14 protein-coding genes are annotated in these 17471 nt (G+C 59.5%); all 14 read left to right on the top strand.

Annotation, left to right across the window (positions count from 1 at the left end):
• Positions 1-335: 335 nt before the first annotated feature.
• The 14 genes from ABC336_RS09855 (at position 336) to ABC336_RS09790 (ending at position 17266) form a co-directional block, all read left to right on the top strand.
• Complete coding sequence (locus ABC336_RS09855; protein ID WP_413238505.1) at positions 336-800, top strand: MarR family winged helix-turn-helix transcriptional regulator; 465 nt, start codon at positions 336-338, stop codon at positions 798-800.
• Complete coding sequence (locus ABC336_RS09850) at positions 797-2542, top strand: ABC transporter ATP-binding protein (RefSeq protein WP_413238504.1); 1746 nt, start codon at positions 797-799, stop codon at positions 2540-2542. The genes ABC336_RS09855 and ABC336_RS09850 overlap by 4 nt, the downstream gene beginning before the upstream one ends.
• Positions 2535-4382: an ABC transporter ATP-binding protein gene (locus ABC336_RS09845; RefSeq protein ID WP_413238503.1), complete on the top strand. Its 1848-nt coding sequence runs from the start codon at positions 2535-2537 to the stop codon at positions 4380-4382. Before ABC336_RS09850 ends, ABC336_RS09845 begins: the two co-directional genes overlap by 8 nt.
• A 53-nt stretch (positions 4383-4435) precedes the next feature.
• Entirely contained in the window at positions 4436-5413 is a 978-nt protein-coding gene (locus ABC336_RS09840) for a VanZ family protein (RefSeq protein WP_413238502.1), read from the top strand.
• 505 nt (positions 5414-5918) lie between these two features.
• Positions 5919-6977: an SPFH domain-containing protein gene (locus ABC336_RS09835; protein ID WP_413238501.1), complete on the top strand. Its 1059-nt coding sequence runs from the start codon at positions 5919-5921 to the stop codon at positions 6975-6977.
• Entirely contained in the window at positions 6974-7945 is a 972-nt protein-coding gene (locus ABC336_RS09830; protein WP_413238500.1) for a diacylglycerol kinase catalytic domain-containing protein, read from the top strand. The genes ABC336_RS09835 and ABC336_RS09830 overlap by 4 nt, the downstream gene beginning before the upstream one ends.
• A gap of 63 nt (positions 7946-8008) precedes the next feature.
• The gene (locus tag ABC336_RS09825) at positions 8009-8377 is read left to right on the top strand and encodes a hypothetical protein (RefSeq protein ID WP_413238499.1); all 369 of its coding nucleotides are present in this window, start codon (positions 8009-8011) and stop codon (positions 8375-8377) included.
• Positions 8378-8422: 45 nt separating this feature from the next.
• Complete coding sequence (locus tag ABC336_RS09820; RefSeq protein WP_413238498.1) at positions 8423-8713, top strand: RNA polymerase alpha subunit C-terminal domain-containing protein; 291 nt, start codon at positions 8423-8425, stop codon at positions 8711-8713.
• A gap of 682 nt (positions 8714-9395) precedes the next feature.
• A complete protein-coding gene (gene abc-f / locus ABC336_RS09815) occupies positions 9396-10865 on the top strand; it encodes a ribosomal protection-like ABC-F family protein (RefSeq protein ID WP_413238497.1) in 1470 nt (489 codons plus the stop codon).
• A gap of 60 nt (positions 10866-10925) precedes the next feature.
• Positions 10926-11885 carry an NAD(P)-dependent alcohol dehydrogenase gene (locus ABC336_RS09810; protein WP_413238496.1) on the top strand — a complete coding sequence of 320 codons (960 nt, stop codon included), beginning with the start codon at positions 10926-10928 and terminating at the stop codon, positions 11883-11885.
• Positions 11886-12541: 656 nt separating this feature from the next.
• Positions 12542-13861 (top strand): LLM class flavin-dependent oxidoreductase, encoded by a 1320-nt coding sequence (locus ABC336_RS09805; RefSeq protein WP_413238495.1) that lies wholly within the window; start codon positions 12542-12544, stop codon positions 13859-13861.
• A gap of 330 nt (positions 13862-14191) precedes the next feature.
• Positions 14192-15259, top strand: a complete 1068-nt coding sequence (locus tag ABC336_RS09800; protein ID WP_413238494.1) for a tripartite tricarboxylate transporter substrate binding protein — start codon at positions 14192-14194, stop codon at positions 15257-15259.
• Positions 15259-15729 (top strand): tripartite tricarboxylate transporter TctB family protein, encoded by a 471-nt coding sequence (locus ABC336_RS09795; protein ID WP_413238493.1) that lies wholly within the window; start codon positions 15259-15261, stop codon positions 15727-15729. Before ABC336_RS09800 ends, ABC336_RS09795 begins: the two co-directional genes overlap by 1 nt.
• 37 nt (positions 15730-15766) lie before the next feature.
• Entirely contained in the window at positions 15767-17266 is a 1500-nt protein-coding gene (locus ABC336_RS09790; protein ID WP_413238492.1) for a tripartite tricarboxylate transporter permease, read from the top strand.
• Positions 17267-17471 lie beyond the last annotated feature (205 nt).

Genomic DNA, 17471 nt, shown 5'->3' with positions numbered 1-17471 from the left:
AGACCGGGTTTTTGGTAGGTTGAGGGAAGATTGGCCGGGTAGGGGCACAACGAACACGAAAATTTCGAGCTTAATTCGCGCGCCAGGCGGATTTGTGCCAAACGAGTATGAAATTTCGTGTTCGATTGGGCTGGGGGGCGGGAATTGGTGAAATGAACACGATATTTCGAGTTCGATGCGGCTGTAAGAGCGAATAGTGGCTGAACGAACATGAATTTTCGAGCTCATTAGGCTGTCGGCGTTAGGTTTGCATGGGGCTTCCCTCATTGACAGCCTCAGCAAGATCGATTAATGTAAATTTAGTTAGTCGACTAAACAAAAGGAGCGTCCTCCGATTGAACTCATACGAAGAAGAACCGTTAACGAGTCTCATGGCGCGGACGCAGAAGCTGTTCCGCCACCATGTGGATAGCCTGATCCGCGCCTATGACGTCTATCCCGGCCAGCCCCCGCTGCTGATGCGCCTGGCAGGGCAGGATGGTCAGAGCCAGAAAGAGCTGGCCCGCCATATGCAGGTGCAGCCGGCGACGCTCACCGTTATGATCAACCGCATGACCAGCAACGGCTTGCTGGAGCGCAGACCGGATGCCCGGGATCAGCGGGTATCGCGAGTCTACCTGACGGAGAAGGGCCGAACAGCAGCAGTGGCCGTCCAAGAAGCGCTCGGCACCCTGGAGGAGTGGAGCTTTGCGCGATTCAGCAGCACGGAGAAGCGGCTCTTCCGCGAACTGCTGGAGCGGATGCACAGCGACCTGCAGGGCTTCCGGGAGGCGCGCGGCGGAGAGGGGGGCGAGCCATGAAGGCGATCTGGAGACTGCGCAGCTTCCTGAAGCCCTATCGTCTGGCTGTCATCCTGGCGCCGCTGCTGATGGTGATGGAGGTGTGCATGGATCTGCTGCAGCCCCGGCTCATGGCCAGCATCATCGATCAAGGCGTCATGACGGGCGACCTTGGCCATATCTGGCGGACCGGCCTGTGGATGTCGCTGGTGGCGCTCGTCGGTCTGGTGGGCGGGATCGGCTGTACCGTCTATTCGACGCGGGCGGCGCAGGGCTTTGCGGCGGATCTGCGAGTCCGGCTGTTTGACAAAGTGCAGACGTTTTCCTTTGACAACCTCGATCGGTTCAGCTCCGGCTCGCTCGTCACCAGGCTGACCGGCGATGTCGTGCAGATGCAGAATATGGTGCAGATGGTGCTGCGAATGCTGGTACGCTCTCCTGGTCTGGCAATCGGCAGTATCATCATGGCGATCCTGATCAGCCCGCGTCTGGCTTTGATTTTTGCCGTCATTATCCCGATTGTGATCGTGATTCTGATCGTTATCAGCCGACGTGTCATCCCGATCTTCGGCGTTGTTCAGCAGAAGCTGGACGCTATAAATACGGTCCTTCAGGAGAACCTGTCGGGCATCCGGGTCGTCAAGGCGTTTGTCAGAGCCGCCTTCGAGAAGCTGCGCTTCGGCAAGGCCAATGACGATCATCTGGAGGTCGCCTTGAAGGCGGCACGGACGATCGCGATCAATATGCCGCTGATGATGCTTGTGCTGAATTTTAGCGTCGTCGCCGCGCTTTGGTATGGCGGTGCACAGACGAGAGAAGGCTCACTGCCGGTGGGCGATCTGATCGCTTTCGTCAATTATCTGACTCATCTGCTGTTCTCGCTCCTGTCCGTAGGGATGATGCTGGTGGCGATCTCGCGGGCTGCCGCCTCGGCGGTGCGCATCGAGGAAGTGATCGATACGCAGCCGGCCATTACCGGCCCTGCGGAGACCGGCAGACCCGCCATCGGAGAAGGCGGCATCATCTTCGAGGGCGTCTCGTTTGCCTATGGCGCCGCCTCTGATGAGTATGCGTTGCGTGACATCAGCTTCGCCGTCAAGCCGGGCCAGACCGTCGGGATCCTGGGCGCCACAGGCGCTGGCAAGTCATCGCTGGTCAGCCTGATCCCGCGTCTGTATGATCCGACAAGCGGCCGTGTCCTGCTGGACGGCACCGATGTCCGGGACATCACAACCAAGGAGCTGCGGACGCAGGTTGGCGTGGTGCTGCAGCAGGCGATCCTCTTCACGGGGTCGATCCGCGACAATATCCGGTACGGGATGCCAGCTGCCTCCGATGAAGAGGTGGAGGCTGCCGCGCGGGCGGCGCAGGCGCATGACTTCATCGCGGCGCTCCCCGAAGGTTACGATACCCAGCTCGGTCAGCGCGGCGTCAATCTCTCGGGCGGACAGAAGCAGCGGATCTCGATCGCGCGGGCGCTTCTGCTGCGGCCGGCGATCCTGATCATGGACGACAGCACGAGTGCGGTTGACCTCCAGACGGAGGCGCGTATCCAGCGCTCGCTGCGGGAGCTGATGGCGAAGAGTACCACTCTGGTCATTGCCCAGCGCATCGCCTCCGTCATCGATGCCGATCAGATCATCGTGCTCGAGCACGGCGCCGTCCATGCGATCGGTACGCATGACGAGCTGATGGCCAGTAGTAGCGTCTACCGGGAGATCTGCCAGTCCCAGCTGAGAAAGGAGGAGACCCTGCATGTCTAGGCCGGACCAAGGGGCGGCAAGCAAGAAGACGGAAGTGAGCCAGGCTGCGCTCGGCCTCGGCGGCGGCCGCGGAGCGAAGGTGGAGAAGGTCCGGGCCAAGCATACCGGGGCGACGCTGAAGCGCACCTGGCTCTATCTCGCCAGACAGCGGAGATCATTGATGACGGTATGCCTCCTGGTCCTGTGCAGTGCGGCGCTCGCGCTGGCCGGTCCCTATCTGCTGGGGCAAGCCATCGACGTGTTCATCGTGGAGCGGCGGCTGGACGGACTGGCGCAGCTCTGTCTGCTCCTGCTCGGCGTCTATGCTGCGGGCAGTCTTGTCTCTTGGCTGCAGACCTATGTGATGGCAGGCGTGGCCGGCCGCACGGTCTGGGAGATGCGGCACGATCTGTTTGCCCATCTTCAGCAGCTGCCGCTGCGTTTTTTCGACCGGACGACGCATGGCGAGCTGATGAGCCGCACGACCAATGATATGGACAACGTGTCCGCCACTTTGAACCAAAGCCTCGTACAGATGATGAACAGCGTCGTGATGCTGGTCGGCTCGCTGACACTGATGCTTATCCTCAATGTATGGCTGACGCTGGTGGCGGTCATTACGATCCCGGCAGTCATGCTGCTGACCAAACAGATCGCGAAGCGGACCAAACGGCACTTTCGCGAGCAACAGCAGCATCTCGGCCAACTAAACGGCTTCATCGAGGAGACGGTGTCCGGCCAGAAGGTCGTCAAGATCATGGGCCGCGAGCAGCGGGCCTCCGGCGAGTTCCGGTCGATCAGCACGCGGCTGATGCACGCAGGCACACGCGCCCAGATCCTCTCGGGGCTGGTCGGCCCAGTCATGAACATGATGAACCATTTCAACTTCATCCTGATCGCCGTCGCGGGCGGCTGGATGGTGCTGCAGGAATGGACGACGATCGGCGTCATCGTCAGCTTCCTGAACTACTCGCGCCTGTTCAGCGGTCCGGTCAACGAGCTCGCCAATCAGTACAATATGATTCAGGCCGGCGTCGCAGGGGCGGAGCGGGTGTTCGAGATTCTGGATACGGAGGCGGAATACGAAGAAGGGAATCATGACGCAGTTGAAGCGGATGTTCCCGTGCAGGGACAAGTGGAGTTCCGCGACGTCTCCTTCGGCTACGGCGAGCATCCCATCTTGCGGGACATTTCCTTTACGGCGCAGCCGGGCGACATGATCGCGCTGGTAGGACCGACGGGAGCGGGCAAGACGACGATCATCAATCTGCTGACCCGGTTCTATGATATCCGCGAAGGGGAGATCCTCATCGACGGCAGGGAGATCCGGACGCTCGACAAGCTCGGTCTGCGCCGCCGGCTCGGCATCGTGCTGCAGGACGGCTACCTGTTCACGGGCACGATCCGGGACAATATCCGCTATGGCCGGCTGGAGGCCAGTGATGCGGAAGTTCAGCGGGCGGCCGAGCTGGCGGGAGCGGATCCGTTCATCCGCAAGCTTCCGGGCGGCTACGACACGATGCTGTCCGCCGAGGGCGGCAATCTGAGCCAGGGCCAGCGGCAGCTGGTGACGATCGCCCGGGCGATCCTGGCCGATCCGGCGATCCTCATCCTCGACGAAGCGACGAGCAGCGTCGATACGCGGACCGAGATGCAGATCCAGGATGCGATGCGCGTCCTGATGAAGGGCCGGACCAGCTTCGTCATCGCCCATCGGCTGAGCACGATCCGGGAGGCGGCGCAGATCCTCGTCATCCAGGGCGGGGAAGTGACCGAGCGCGGCACCCACGAGGAGCTGCTGGCGCAAGGCGGCTTCTACGCCCGGCTGCAGGCGGGGCAGTTCCAGTACGAGGCCGGATAACGGAATAGAAGGGAGCACTTATGTTTCAAGACAGGCAGAGAAGGTTGATGTGGGTGGTTTTGGCTTTATATACGGGCTTGACGCTCTATTTCATGTTTGCGGGATTTGGGAGGCAGCGGGACTTCCCCGATTTCGGCTGGCGGTACAACTTTATTCCGCAGGGCATTCCGCTGCATTTTCCGTCCGGCAGAACGTTTGGACTATGGTTTTTTAACGTGGGCAATTTTGTTGCCTTTATCCCGTTCGGGATTCTCATCCCATTGTTGTTCCGCTTCCGGTTGATCCGTTTCCTCGGCTTGTTCGTTCTGGCCATTACACTGCTTGAGATGTTGCAGATGGTGACGGGTCGGGGCTCGTTTGATATCGACGACATCATGATCAATACGCTGGGCGCGGCGGTGGGGTATGCGGCTCAGCGAGTGATCCGGCAGGACCGGACATCGTTCCATGGACTCGTCAGGATCGGCTTGGCTGCAGTGGTGTTCTCCCTTCTTACGTTTACGGCTGTCGCCGGGGTTAATCATTATCTGGACCAGCCGGGCAGCCGCACGATGGCTCTGCATAACGTGCCTGTGACGGCAGGAGAAGTGACGTGGGATGAACAGCTGACCGCTTTTACAGTCGCAGGTGAACGTGTAGAGCCCAAGCTTAATTTGTATAGCAAGGATAATACGAGCAGCAGCACCTTCACGATCGCTCTGGACGGCCAATACTTGACGCTGGAGGGGTACGTCGCATTCCCTGACGATGCGCTCAGCGGAGAGGGACAAGCGGGAAGTGAAATGCTGTTGGTTGCGGACGGGACAGAGATCTACTCACTGGGGTTATCGCCTAATAAATACAAGGAGGAAAACCCCGTCTTGTCCTTTGAAGCTCCGGTTGGCGGGGTTCAGGAGCTCAGGATTTCGGTCATGAATGAGCACTCCGATCCCGACGTGAAAGCCGTGATGTGGGATATCCAGCTCAGGGAGGCCAATACCGGACAGAAGATCGTGCATCGGATCCAACGGTGGTTCCGTTCGCTGCTCTGACAGCAACGGTATCGCCACTGATAAGAGGTGAACGTAATGAAGGGGAGCCAGTTGGGCTTCCCTTCTTGTGTTGGCGCGACGGCGGTGATCGGGGGGACCCCCGCCAACCCCGATAACATTAATGCGACCGCTACTGCTACCGAGACAGAGCTAACTGTATGGACACAATAGCGCCTATTTCCTGCAGATCCGTAGATTGGGAGGTGCTCGTGGACACACGATCCTTTATTTGCAGCATTCGTGGTCATGTTGAGGCTATCTCGGGGAAATAACGGATCGTCTGTCCAGAAAGATCCCGAAAAGGTGTCATTTGATCGGAATAACGTCTGCTGTGTCCGTAACTGTAGGTAGAGACAGTCAACCTAGTTGTCGCACAGTCACATCTGCTTAGACAACAGGTGGTATACACGTTTTTGATAATGTCATATTGACAATTATAATTCTCTGTTTTATTATGTTGATAATATCAAATATACAATATCAAAAAGAAAGCGAGGCGTTGTCCATGTTTGGCATCCGTTATGCAAAGTTTCAACCGACGCAATATGTGATGAAGGTCAGGAACGGCAAGGTGGTCAGGGAAGGTGTCGGGCTCTCATTCTACTATTATGCCCCGGTGACTTCTGTGGTGGTCGTACCGGTCTCTTCGATCGATGTGCCGTTCATGTTCGAGGAGATGACGCAGGATTACCAGATGGTCACCGTGCAGGGGCAGCTGACATACCGGATCGCCGACTACCGGCGGATCACGGGCATCCTCAACTACACGTACGACCTGAAGAAACATGTCTACCTCTCCGACGATCCGGCCAAGCTGAACCAGCGCATCATCAATCTGGCGAAGGTGCACGCCAAGCACGATCTGTCCCGGCGTCCGCTGCGCGAGGCGGTGCAGTCCAGCGAACGGCTGGCGCAGCAGATCAAGACGGATGTCCGGGCCAGCGAGGAGCTGGATGCGCTCGGCGTCGAGCTGATGGGTGTGGCAGTGCTGGCGATCCTGCCTAACAAAGAGACGATGCGGGCGCTGGAGGCGCAGGCGAGGGAGGAGATCCTGGAGCATGCGGACGAGGCGCTCTACCGCCGCCGCAATGCGTCGATCGAGCAGGAGCGGCGGCTCAAGGAGAACGAGCTGAGCACGGAGATGGCCGTCGAGGCCAAGAAGCGCCAGATCCGGGAAGCCCAGCTCGACGCCGACCGTGCCGTCCGGCACAAGGAGCATACGATGCAGGAGGAGCAGCTGCAGTTCGAGACGCAGATGGAGGAGCATCGTCATCAACTGATCGACCTGGCCGCCGCCAACAAACGGGCAGAGGCCGATGCCAAGGCGTATGAGCTGGGTACGGTGATGAAGTCGCTGCACGGCGTCGAGCCGGGCGTCCTGCAGGCGTTGTCCAATCTGGGCATGAATCCCGACAAGCTGATCGCGATTGCCTTCCAGGACCTCGCAGACAAAGCCGAGCGGATCGGCCAGCTGAACATCTCGCCGGATCTGCTGCAAGGCCTGATGTCGGGCCGCCAGACAGCCGGAGGAGGGGCGCAGGCACGCGGCGCCGGCGGCCGATGAGCGGCCCCGCGACTGAACGCAAGCTCATCCTCGTCACCCGGCCGACCCGGCTGCAAGAGCTTGTGATGCGCTACAACACCGTACAGCAGGCCCGCTTCTACATCGAGCGGCTTGGCGCTGACTTCGGCGATTATGAAGCGGAGGACCGTCAGTACCAGGAGGTGCTGGCCCAGGTAACCGGCGAGCTGGAGGCGATCGGCCGGCTCCAGGTGATCGACCGGGCGTTCCTGCCGAGCTTCATATTCGGGCCGCAGGATACGGTGGTCGTGCTGGGGCAGGATGGCCTCGTCGCCAATACGCTCAAATACCTGGACGGCCAGCCGCTGGTCGGCGTCAACCCGGACCCGCTGCGCTGGGACGGCGTGCTGCTGCCGTTCCAGGCGGGAGATCTGCGGCTGATCATGCGGGATGTGCTGCGCGGACAGCGGCCGTATAAGGCTGTGACCCTGGCGCAGGCCGAGCTGAGTGACGGGCAGACGCTGCATGCCGTTAACGATCTGTTCATCGGCCGCAAGAGCCACGTCTCCGCCCGGTATGAGCTGGCCTTGGACGGCCGTACCGAACGGCAGTCCTCCAGCGGTATCATCGTCTCCACGGGCCTGGGCTCCACTGGCTGGTTCAAAAGCGTCCTGGCAGGCGCAGCCGGGATCGTCCGCGGCACCACGGGGCAGCCGCTCGCAATCGAACCGGGCATGCTCTATGCTGCCGGCGAGGACGGCGATCCGCGTGCGGCCTGGGACGCGCCGGAGCTTTATTTTGCCGTGCGCGAGCCGTTCCCCAGCCGGACAACGACGGCCGAGCTCGTCTTCGGCCGGATCGGAGCCGGGCGCCCGCTCCGGATCGTCTCCCAGATGCCGGAGGACGGGGTCATCTTCAGCGACGGCGTGGAGAGCGACTTTCTCGTGTTCCAGGCAGGCGTCGAGGCGACGATCAGTATCGCGGATCAGATGGGGTGTCTGGTTATCTAAAAAACGAAATGCATGTTCGTACGAAGTTATTATATGGTAGAATGGAGCAGGGAGGGGGTCAGTATGAGTGACAGGGAATGGCAGAGAGATAAAAGCCTATTTTGGGGACTGATTGACAGTGCTTGCAGGGACGGAGCAGATGCGTATGAAGTGCTGCACAAGCACCCGTCGCCGCACAATTACCGGTTGTCGCTGGGCTATCTGACGATGTCCCATGCGTCTTATACGGAGGCCTGGAAGTTCTATATCCTGCATGAGGATATCCAGCATTACGAGATTGATCCCGTGTTCAAGGCGTACGAGGATTTCAAGCAGCAGCTTAAGCGTGTCATCACGGGCAATGACAGGCCGACAGTTGCCCTCGTGGAAGCTTATGAAGCTTTGCTGGTTGCCTGTCAGAACGCCAGCGATTTCATCGAGAGCAGTGGGTAGCCATGGATCACGATGGTACATCTTGGAACAGGAGGCTGATGCGCAGTGACCACGAATAAAACTTTGCGGGTCTGCGTGCAGGGACACCGCTATTATAAGAGCAGCGATTGTCCGACATGTCCGGTCTGCGAGGGGGAGCGCAAGCCGGAGAGCGGCTGGCTGTCCCGGCTCTCGTCGCCGGCGCGAAGCGCCCTGGAGCATGAAGGGATTACGACGCTGCAGAAGCTGTCAAGCTTTAGTGAACGTGAGATTCTGAAGCTGCACGGCATGGGGCCGGCATCGCTGCCCAAGCTCCGGGAGGCGCTCCAGGAGGAGGGGCTCAGCTTCCGGCAGTGAGCCTGCTGTCTGCAAGCGCAAGCTTTTGCAGCCAGTATGCCAGTTTGACAGGACAAGATAGACGATGCTATGCTGTGACTATTCTAAATTAGGGGAGGCCCGCCGAAGATGATGCACTCGATTCGGATCTGGTAAGCAAGCTTGGACTAACGATGTTCACCTTATGAGGTGGGCTTGTTCGAGCTGCTGGAATTCTAAGATAATATATGTTGCACACGTATATTCAACTTAGAATTCTCCGGATGAAACTTGCTGCGCCGTGTGCTTACGAAGCTAGTTTTGCTTTGCAAAACTCTTAGGCGAAGCCGTTTCACCTGGTCTGAACGGGTGCAGATTATTTGTATGCTGTACATGGCTTTATTCTGGGCCGGATTAGGGATGCCCCTGGTTCTGCTTAGGAGTGGTGACAGGCTTTTCGGGGGCTCGAGAGAACCTCGGCAGGCGGTTGCCAGTTGTTCGCCATGTCCGCATCGGCGTGTCCCCGTTCGTGAACGCTAGCAGCTCCAGCCCCTTTTAAGGGAATGAGGAGCTGCTTTTTTGTTGTTATTTTCCCGTGTAAAGGAGCGATGACGATGACGATGCGGATGCATTGGTATTTCTTTATCTAAACCTTCCTTCTTGGATCGCAGGCCATCCTGCGACTGACGAGAAACTGCGATTTCATAGGAGGAGGACGACGATAATGATGCGATTAATCAAAGCCAAAGATATCTATGTGGAATATATGGGACGCGCCGTGCTGGATGTGGAAGAGCTGGAGCTCTATGCTTACGACCGGATCGGTCTGGTCGGCGCCAACGGAGCGGGCAAAAGCACCCTCGTCAAAGTACTGCTGGGCGAGCAGCGGCCGCTGGAAGGCGAGGTTGTCCGCGAAGGGGTGTTGGCCTACATCCCGCAGCTGGAGGACGCGCCGGCTGCCGGCGACATCGAAGACTATGCGCTGCGAGGCAAGCTCGGTCTGGCAGCTGGCGAGCTCGATCGCCCAAGCGGCGGGGAAGAGACGAGGCTCAAGATCGCGCAGGCGCTCGCAAGCGCCGCGGACGGCATCGTCGCCGATGAGCCGACCAGCCACCTGGACCGGGAAGGTACCGAGCTGCTGATCGGCCAGTTGAAGCATTATAGCGGGGCACTGCTCATCATCAGCCATGACCGTCATTTCCTCGACCAGACAGTCGACAAGATCTGGGAGCTGAAGGACGGACGCATCACCGAGTATTGGGGCGGCTATAGCGACTATCTGACCCGCAAGGAAGAAGAGCGTACGGCCCAGGCCGCCCAATACAAGCAGGTGGCCGCCGAGCGGGAGCGTCTGGAGAAGGCGATCGCCGAGAAGCAGGCCCAGGCCCGCAAGATGGAACAGAAGGAACGGGGGGCGGCCCGCAAGAACAGCTCGGATAGCGGAGGCCGGCTCAGTCATCAGAAGACGGTAGGCAGCAAGCAGAAAAAAATGCACAAAGCCGCCAAGCAAATGGAGCACCGCATCGAAGCGCTTGGCACGGTAGAGCTGCCTGAAGCGGAGCGCAAGGTGACCTTCCGCCAGAGCAAGGCGCTGGAGCTGCACAATCCCTTCCCCGTGACAGGGACGGAGATTAACAAGCGGTACGGCGACAAGGTGATCTTCGATAAAGCTTCCTTCCAATTCCCGCTGGGGGCCAAAATTGCCATCACAGGCGGCAACGGCACGGGCAAGACGACGCTGCTGCGCATGATTGCGGAGCGGGAGGCGGGCATCACCCTGGCGCCCAAGGCCGAGATCGGATATTTTGATCAGAAGGGCTACAAAACGGGCGGGGACCAGCAAGTGATGGCGTATATGCAGGAGCTTAGCGACTATCAGGTGCCGGAGATCCGCGCCGTGCTGGCGTCGATGGGTTTCACCGCGCAGGATGTGCGCAAACGGCTGTCGATGCTAAGCGGCGGCGAGCGGATGAAGCTGCAGCTGGCCAGACTCTTGCTCGGTCGCTACAACATCCTGCTGCTGGATGAGCCGGGCAACTTCCTGGATCTGCCCGCGATCGAGGCGCTGGAGACGCTCATGCAGGACTACAACGGCACGATCATCTTCATCTCGCATGATCAGCGCCTGCTGCAACACACTGCGGATCTCATCTATGAGATTAGGGATGGGAAGCTGGTCCAGACTGAGCTATAATGACAATAAAGGCTTGCCCTCCTCCGGGAGGGCAACGACAGCGTTAGGAGCCGATAGTGCATGAGAGCAGCGATCATCCGCCGGTACGGGAAGCCGGACGTGTTCAGCATTGAACAGGTAGAAGCGCCTCGACCATCCGCCGGAGAAGTGCAGATTGCAGTGATGGCCTCCTCTGTCAATCCGATCGATTACAAGACGCGTTCGGGCAGCATCTTCTTCCTCTCGGGCTTCCGCTTCCCCAAGATTCTCGGCGGCGATGTCGCCGGGCGCGTCTTGGCTTGCGGCGAAGGCGTACAGCATCTGCAGCCTGGAGACGAAGTGTACGGGTTCTCCTCTGCGCCTACGAGAGGCGGAGCTTATGCGGAGGTCATGTGTTGCGCAGCGGAACGGCTGGCGCACAAGCCCGCAGAGCTGAGCATGAGCGAAGCGGCGGCGATCCCGCTGGCGGGATTGACTGCGTATCAGGCGCTGCACAAGGAAGGCGAGCTGCAGCCGGGGATGCAGGTACTGGTCACAGGAGCTGCGGGTGGTGTCGGTCACTATGCCGTGCAACTGGCGCGGGCGGCTGGCTGTAAGGTAACGGGCGTCTGTCACTCCCGCAACCGGGAGCTGGCAGAGGAGCTGGGGTGCGATGAGGTGATGCCTTACGACCGGGAGGACTTCCGCGAGCGGCGCGGGGCATATGACCTGATCGTGGATGCGGCAGGTAAGTTCAGCTTTGCCGGGTGCCGGAGATCGCTGACGGATAATGGCATTTATGTCTCGACCATCCCCGCTCCGGGCATTATGCTGCGCCACCTGTGGTCGCGGTTCTCCGGCGGCCGGCGGGGCCGCTTCGTCTCGGCCCATGCCAACACGGCTGATCTGGAGATCATGAGCGCGTTGATCCGGGAAGGCCGGCTGAGGGCGCACATCGAGCATCGCTTCCCGCTGGCCGAGATCGCCGAGGCGCATCGCCTGAGCGAGACCGAGCGGGTGCGGGGCAAGATCATCATCGAGATCGGCGAAGCACGACAGTAGCGTTGCAGCGAACCGGCTTCGGCCGGGCAATAGCGGCAGAAAGGAACGCTGCAGCACCGCGAACCGGCCCCGGCCGGGCAGTAACGGCAGAAAGGGACGCTGCAGCGCCGCGAACCGGCCCCGGCCGGGCAGTAGCGGCAGAAAGGGACGCTGCAGCGCCGCGAACCGGCCCCGGCCGGGCAGTAGCGGCAGAAAGGGACGCTGCAGCGTAGCGAACCGGCCCCGGCCGGGCAATAGCGGCAGAAAGGGACGCTGCAGCGTAGCGAACCGGCCCCGGCCGGGCAGTAGCGGCAGAAAAGGACGCTGCAGCGTAGCGAACCGGCCCCGGCCGGGCAGTAGCGGCAGAAAGGGACGCTGCAGCACCGCGAACCGGCCCCGGCCGGGCAATAGCGGCAGAAAGGGACGCTGCAGCGCCGCGAACCGGCCCCGGCCGGGCAGTAGCGGCAGAAAGGGACGCTGCAGCGTAGCGAACCGGCCCCGGCCGGGCAGTAACGGCAGAAAGGGACGCTGCAGCACCGCGAACCGGCCCCGGCCGGGCAGTAGCGGCAGAAAGGGAAGCTGCAGCGTAGCGAACCGGCCCCGGCCGGGCAGTAGCGGCAGAAAGGGACGCTGCAGCGCCGCTCACTCGTGAGAAAGAGGAAGAAAGGAAGAGCATCATGACAACTACGAACGACAGACAGTTGAAAATGGGCGTATTCGTCCAGGGGGCGGGGCATCATATCGCCGGCTGGCGGATGCCGGAGGCCCAGTCGGGCAGCGAGAATCTGGAGCTGATCGTCGAGATTGCAAAAATTGCCGAGGCAGGCAAGTTCGATATGCTCTTCCTCGCCGACGGACTGACGACGGCAAGGGACGCGACGCCTTCAGTCATCGCCCGCTTCGAGCCGATTACGCTGCTGGCTGCCCTGGCGATGGCGACCAGCCGGATCGGTCTGGCGGTCACTGCTTCGACGACCTATTATGAGCCGTTCAACCTGGCGCGGCTGCTGGCCTCAGTCGATCTGATCAGCGGCGGCCGGGTCGCCTGGAACGTCGTCACGACCTCCTCGACCGGCGCGGCGGCCAACTTCTCGGCAGCCGAGCATCTCGAGCACGGAGTGCGGTACGAGCGAGCCGCCGAATTTGTCGAGGTCGTGCAGGGGCTGTGGGACAGCTGGGAGCCGGACCCCTATGTCCTCGACAAGGAGAAGGGCGTCTACATGGATACGTCCAAGCTCCATGAGCTGGGGCACGAAGGGCGATTCTTCTCCGTCAAAGGTCCGCTCAACGTCACCGGCAGCCCGCAGGGCCGCCCCGTTATCATCCAAGCCGGTTCCTCCGGCGTAGGGATGCAGCTTGCGGCCCGATACGGCGAGGTCGTCTTCACCGCGCAGCAGGCGCTCGAGGACGCGCAGACGTTCTACAAGGAGCTCAAAGGGCTGCTGCCGAACTACGGACGGACCGCCGATCAATGTCACATCCTGCCCGGCCTGCTGCCCGTGGTCGGGGCTACGGAGAAGGAAGCGCAGGAGAAATACGAGCATCTGCAAAGCCTGATCGACGATGACGGCGCTTATAGCCTGCTGTCGGAGAGGTTCCAGCTTGATATGAGCCGGTATGAGCTCGACCAGCCGGTGCCGGATGTGCCCCCGACGCCGGGCCACAAGAGCCGGCCGCAGCTGCTCCTCAAGCTGGCCCGGGAGAAAGGCTATACGCTGCGCGAGCTGTACCGGGAAGTCGCAGGCGCGCGCGGCCACCGGATCGTCGTCGGTACGCCCGTCCAGCTGGCGGATCATATCCAGCAGTGGTTTGACGGCCATGCCGCAGACGGCTTCAACATCATGCCGCCTTACATGCCGGGCGGGCTGCGGGATTTCACGCAGGGCGTCATCCCCGAGCTGCAGAGCCGTGGCCTGTTCCGCGAGGACTACGACGGTTCGACGCTGCGGCAGCATCTGGGTCTGCACACACCCGCGAATCGCAACGGCGAAAGATAATGGAGAGACCGCCATCGGGTATCGGATCGATGGCGGGATTTTCCATGTCATTTTTTTCTTCATTCCACCATTTTTCGACAAAATTCTTTTTTTATTGACACGATTCGAGTTGTGTAATAGAATCTTCAATACCAACCTAATTACTCGGCTTTTGACATGGCGTGGAAGGATTGCCCTTGGTATACAGGGTGATGGACGATATTTTGCCGCGTGTGCCGTTTGTTTGCATGAGGGACAGGATTTGGAAGGAAACTAAGGAGACAGGGGAGAACCGGCATGTCTAAGGAAAGGGAAGTCACAGCATCTACTACTTCGAAGAAGGAGGCCGCTATGAGAAAACAGAAACGGACAAGCTGGTCGGCGCTTGTCTTGTTCACCGTCATCCTTGCGCTGCTCACTGCTTGCGGCAGCAACGGCGGCGGAGCGACGAACAACCAGCCTAACAATACAAATGAAGGTGCCGGCAACGGCAATGCAGTAAACGAAACACCGACTGCCACCGATACCCCGTACCCGGAGAAGGGCATTGAGATGATCGTGCCATTCAACGCGGGCGGCGTGTCCGATATTCTGGCTCGTTCCTTTGCCGATGCGGCCAGCGACATCATCGGTCAGTCGATTACGATCAAAAATGTGGGCGGCGGCTCCGGAACTACCGGCAACTATGAGCTGGTACGAGCCAAGCCGGACGGCTATACCTGGCTGTGGGCGGCTACCGGCCACATCTCGTCAACCTTGCATATTACACCGGCCCAGTATACGCGCGATGACTTCACCATCGTCAACAAAGCCGGCGAGATGGCCGTAGTTGTCGTTGTACCGAAGAATTCGCCTTTTGAAAGCTTGAACGAGCTGATCGACGAAGCGAAAGCGAATCCTGGCAATCTTACCGTCGGCAATCCTGGCGAAGGAACTGTAGTCGCCTTGCTGGCGAACATCCTCGAAGACAGCCAGGACATCGAGCTGCAGCATGTCCCTTATCAGGGCAGCGGTCCGCTGCTGCCGTCCATCCTGGGCGGGCATATCGACGCCGCCTTCATGAACGTTCCGGAAGTACGCAGTCAGATCGAAGCCGGCGAATTGCGCGCCTTGGCCGTGTTGAGCGAGAGCCGCGTCGACGCGCTTCCGGATGTACCGACTAGCGGCGAGCTGGGGGTAGAGGGTGTAGCTGGCGGCGCCAGCCACTTTATCGTCATTCCGAACGATGTTCCGGAAGAAATCGTCCAAAAGATCGACGCGTTGACCAAGGAAGTTTACGAAACCGAGCGTTTCCAACAGCTGATGGACCAAGTGGGCTACCAGATCGCCTACAAAGACGGTGCAGATTCGAAAGCGGAAGTCGACGAATGGTTCGATCTGACACAAGGCGTCTATGAGCGTTTGGGGCTGCTGCAATAATGAGCATCGTAGCCTTCCGCGCGCGGGTGATTACCGCATCGTTGGCGCTTGTCCTGTCGATTTTGACGCTGTGGCAGACCTGGGAGCTGCCCATGGGTACAATGCGGGCTGTGAAAACCGGCTTCTTCCCAAAAGTATTCGGCGTATTGCTGCTCGCACTCAGCATTGGCATGCTATTTCAATTGTATCTGGCGAGACACGACAAACGTCAGGCGGCAGAGGGGGCAGACTCGGAAGAGTCTGTCAACCTCCGCGGCCTTGTTGGCTTTTCAACGCTTTTTGTGCTTTTTGTCATTCTCAGCTATACGGCTGGTTTTGTCGCGGCGGCGTTTGTTTCCGTTTTTGGCGGCGGCTTTTTGTTAGGGCTCAGAGGGTGGAAGCTGTTCCTGCTGGCAGGGGCCACAGGTTTGATCTCCTGGTTCCTGTTCGATCAGTGGCTTGGCATCTCTCTGCCCGGGGGCATGTGGTAAGCCCGACCCTGACACAACTTTGGAGGGAATAACAACAATGGAAGATATCTTATTGGGCGTCGCCAGCGCATTTTCATGGACGAACCTGCTGTTTTGCCTGATTGGGGTTGCGCTGGGAACGCTTGTCGGGGTTTTGCCCGGTCTGGGTCCGGTCGGCGCCATATCGATGCTTCTGCCCATTACCTTCGCTATGGAGCCGACGGCGGCTTTGATTCTGATTGCGGGCATTTATTTTGGCGGCTTGTATGGCGGTTCGACGACATCGATTCTGGTCAATGTACCGGGCTCCGCTTATTCTGTCGTGGCCGCATTCGACGGGTACAAGATGACCCAGCAAGGCCGTGCTGGCGCTGCGCTTGCCATGTCGGCGATCGCTTCTTTTTTTGCGGGGACGATCGGCATTATTTTGATGACCTTTCTGGCTCCGCCGATTGCAAGCGTGGCTCTAAGGTTCGGGCCGCCGGAATATTTTGCGATCATTCTCCTGGGGCTGCTGGTGCTCTCCCGCCTTACGGATACCTCATTGATTCGCAGTTATTTGATGATCGCCGGGGGGATTGTGCTTTCGATTATCGGCATTGATCAGATGAGCGGCTCGCTACGGCTGACCTTTGGCCAATCCTGGCTCATCGACGGGCTGGATTTCACGCCGATCCTGATGGGACTGTACGGGCTCTCCGAAGTTATCACCGCGATGGAGAAGAAGCATCTGAAACCGATCAACGTCGATCTGTCTTTTCGCAAGCTGATGCCCAGCAAGGATGAGCTTCGCAGGAGTACGGGGCCTATGACTAGAGGCAGCTTCCTTGGTTTTCTGATCGGACTGATCCCGGGTCCGGCGATGATCTTGAGCACATACGCGTCCTATGGCTTGGAGAAGCGACTATCCAAGCATCCCGAGAAATTCGGCAAAGGCGCGATCGAAGGGCTGGCAGGACCAGAGGCTGCCAATAACGGCGCAAGCGCAGGCGCGCTTGTCCCCTTGCTGTCGCTTGGTGTGCCGTTTTCTGCACTGCCTGCGATTTTGCTGAGTGCCTTTATCATCCAGGGCATCACACCGGGTCCGCTCATGATGACCGAGAATCCGACCGTATTTTGGGCACTGATAACCAGTATGTATATCGGCAATATTATGCTGCTTGTCTTGAATCTGCCGCTCGTCGGCATGTTCGCCAGCGTGGCCCGGATTCCGACCCGCGTGCTTATGCCGATCGTCATGATTTTTTGTTTCGTGGGAGCCTATTCGGTCCGCAGCAACATGTTTGATGTCATTGTCATGATCGTGTTCGGACTGGTGGGATACCTTTTCCGCAAAGCGAAGCTTGATCCGTCGCCGCTCGTATTGGGCATTATTCTCGGTCCGATGCTGGAGACATATCTGGTGCAGTCCACACTCATCTTCAAAGGCGACTTGACCATGTTCTTTACCCGTCCGATCTCCGGCACCATGCTGACGCTCGGCCTGCTCGTTACGATCATGCCTCCCGTGTACAGATGGGTCAAGCGAAAGCGGGCCGTCAAGAACTCGCAGCAATAAGGAGATTCAGATCTCGACGCTCGGTACGCTGTAAGGGAACTTTTGGTGCGTTGGAGCGCAGCAGGTGAGCGACCCCGACGCTGTAAGGGAAGAAAAGTGCGTTGGAGCAGACGGTTTGGGTGTGTGGCGTGCTGTAAGGGAACTTTTGTGCGTTGGAGCGCAGCAGGTGGACGACCCCGACGCTGTAAGGGAAGAAAAGTGCGCT

The organism is Paenibacillus jepli (assembly GCF_047238105.1).
In the GTDB taxonomy this organism is placed as follows: Bacteria; Bacillota; Bacilli; order Paenibacillales; family Paenibacillaceae; genus Paenibacillus_D.
Note: the sequence above shows the minus strand (reverse complement) of the source record. Positions and strands in the feature narration are given on the sequence as shown.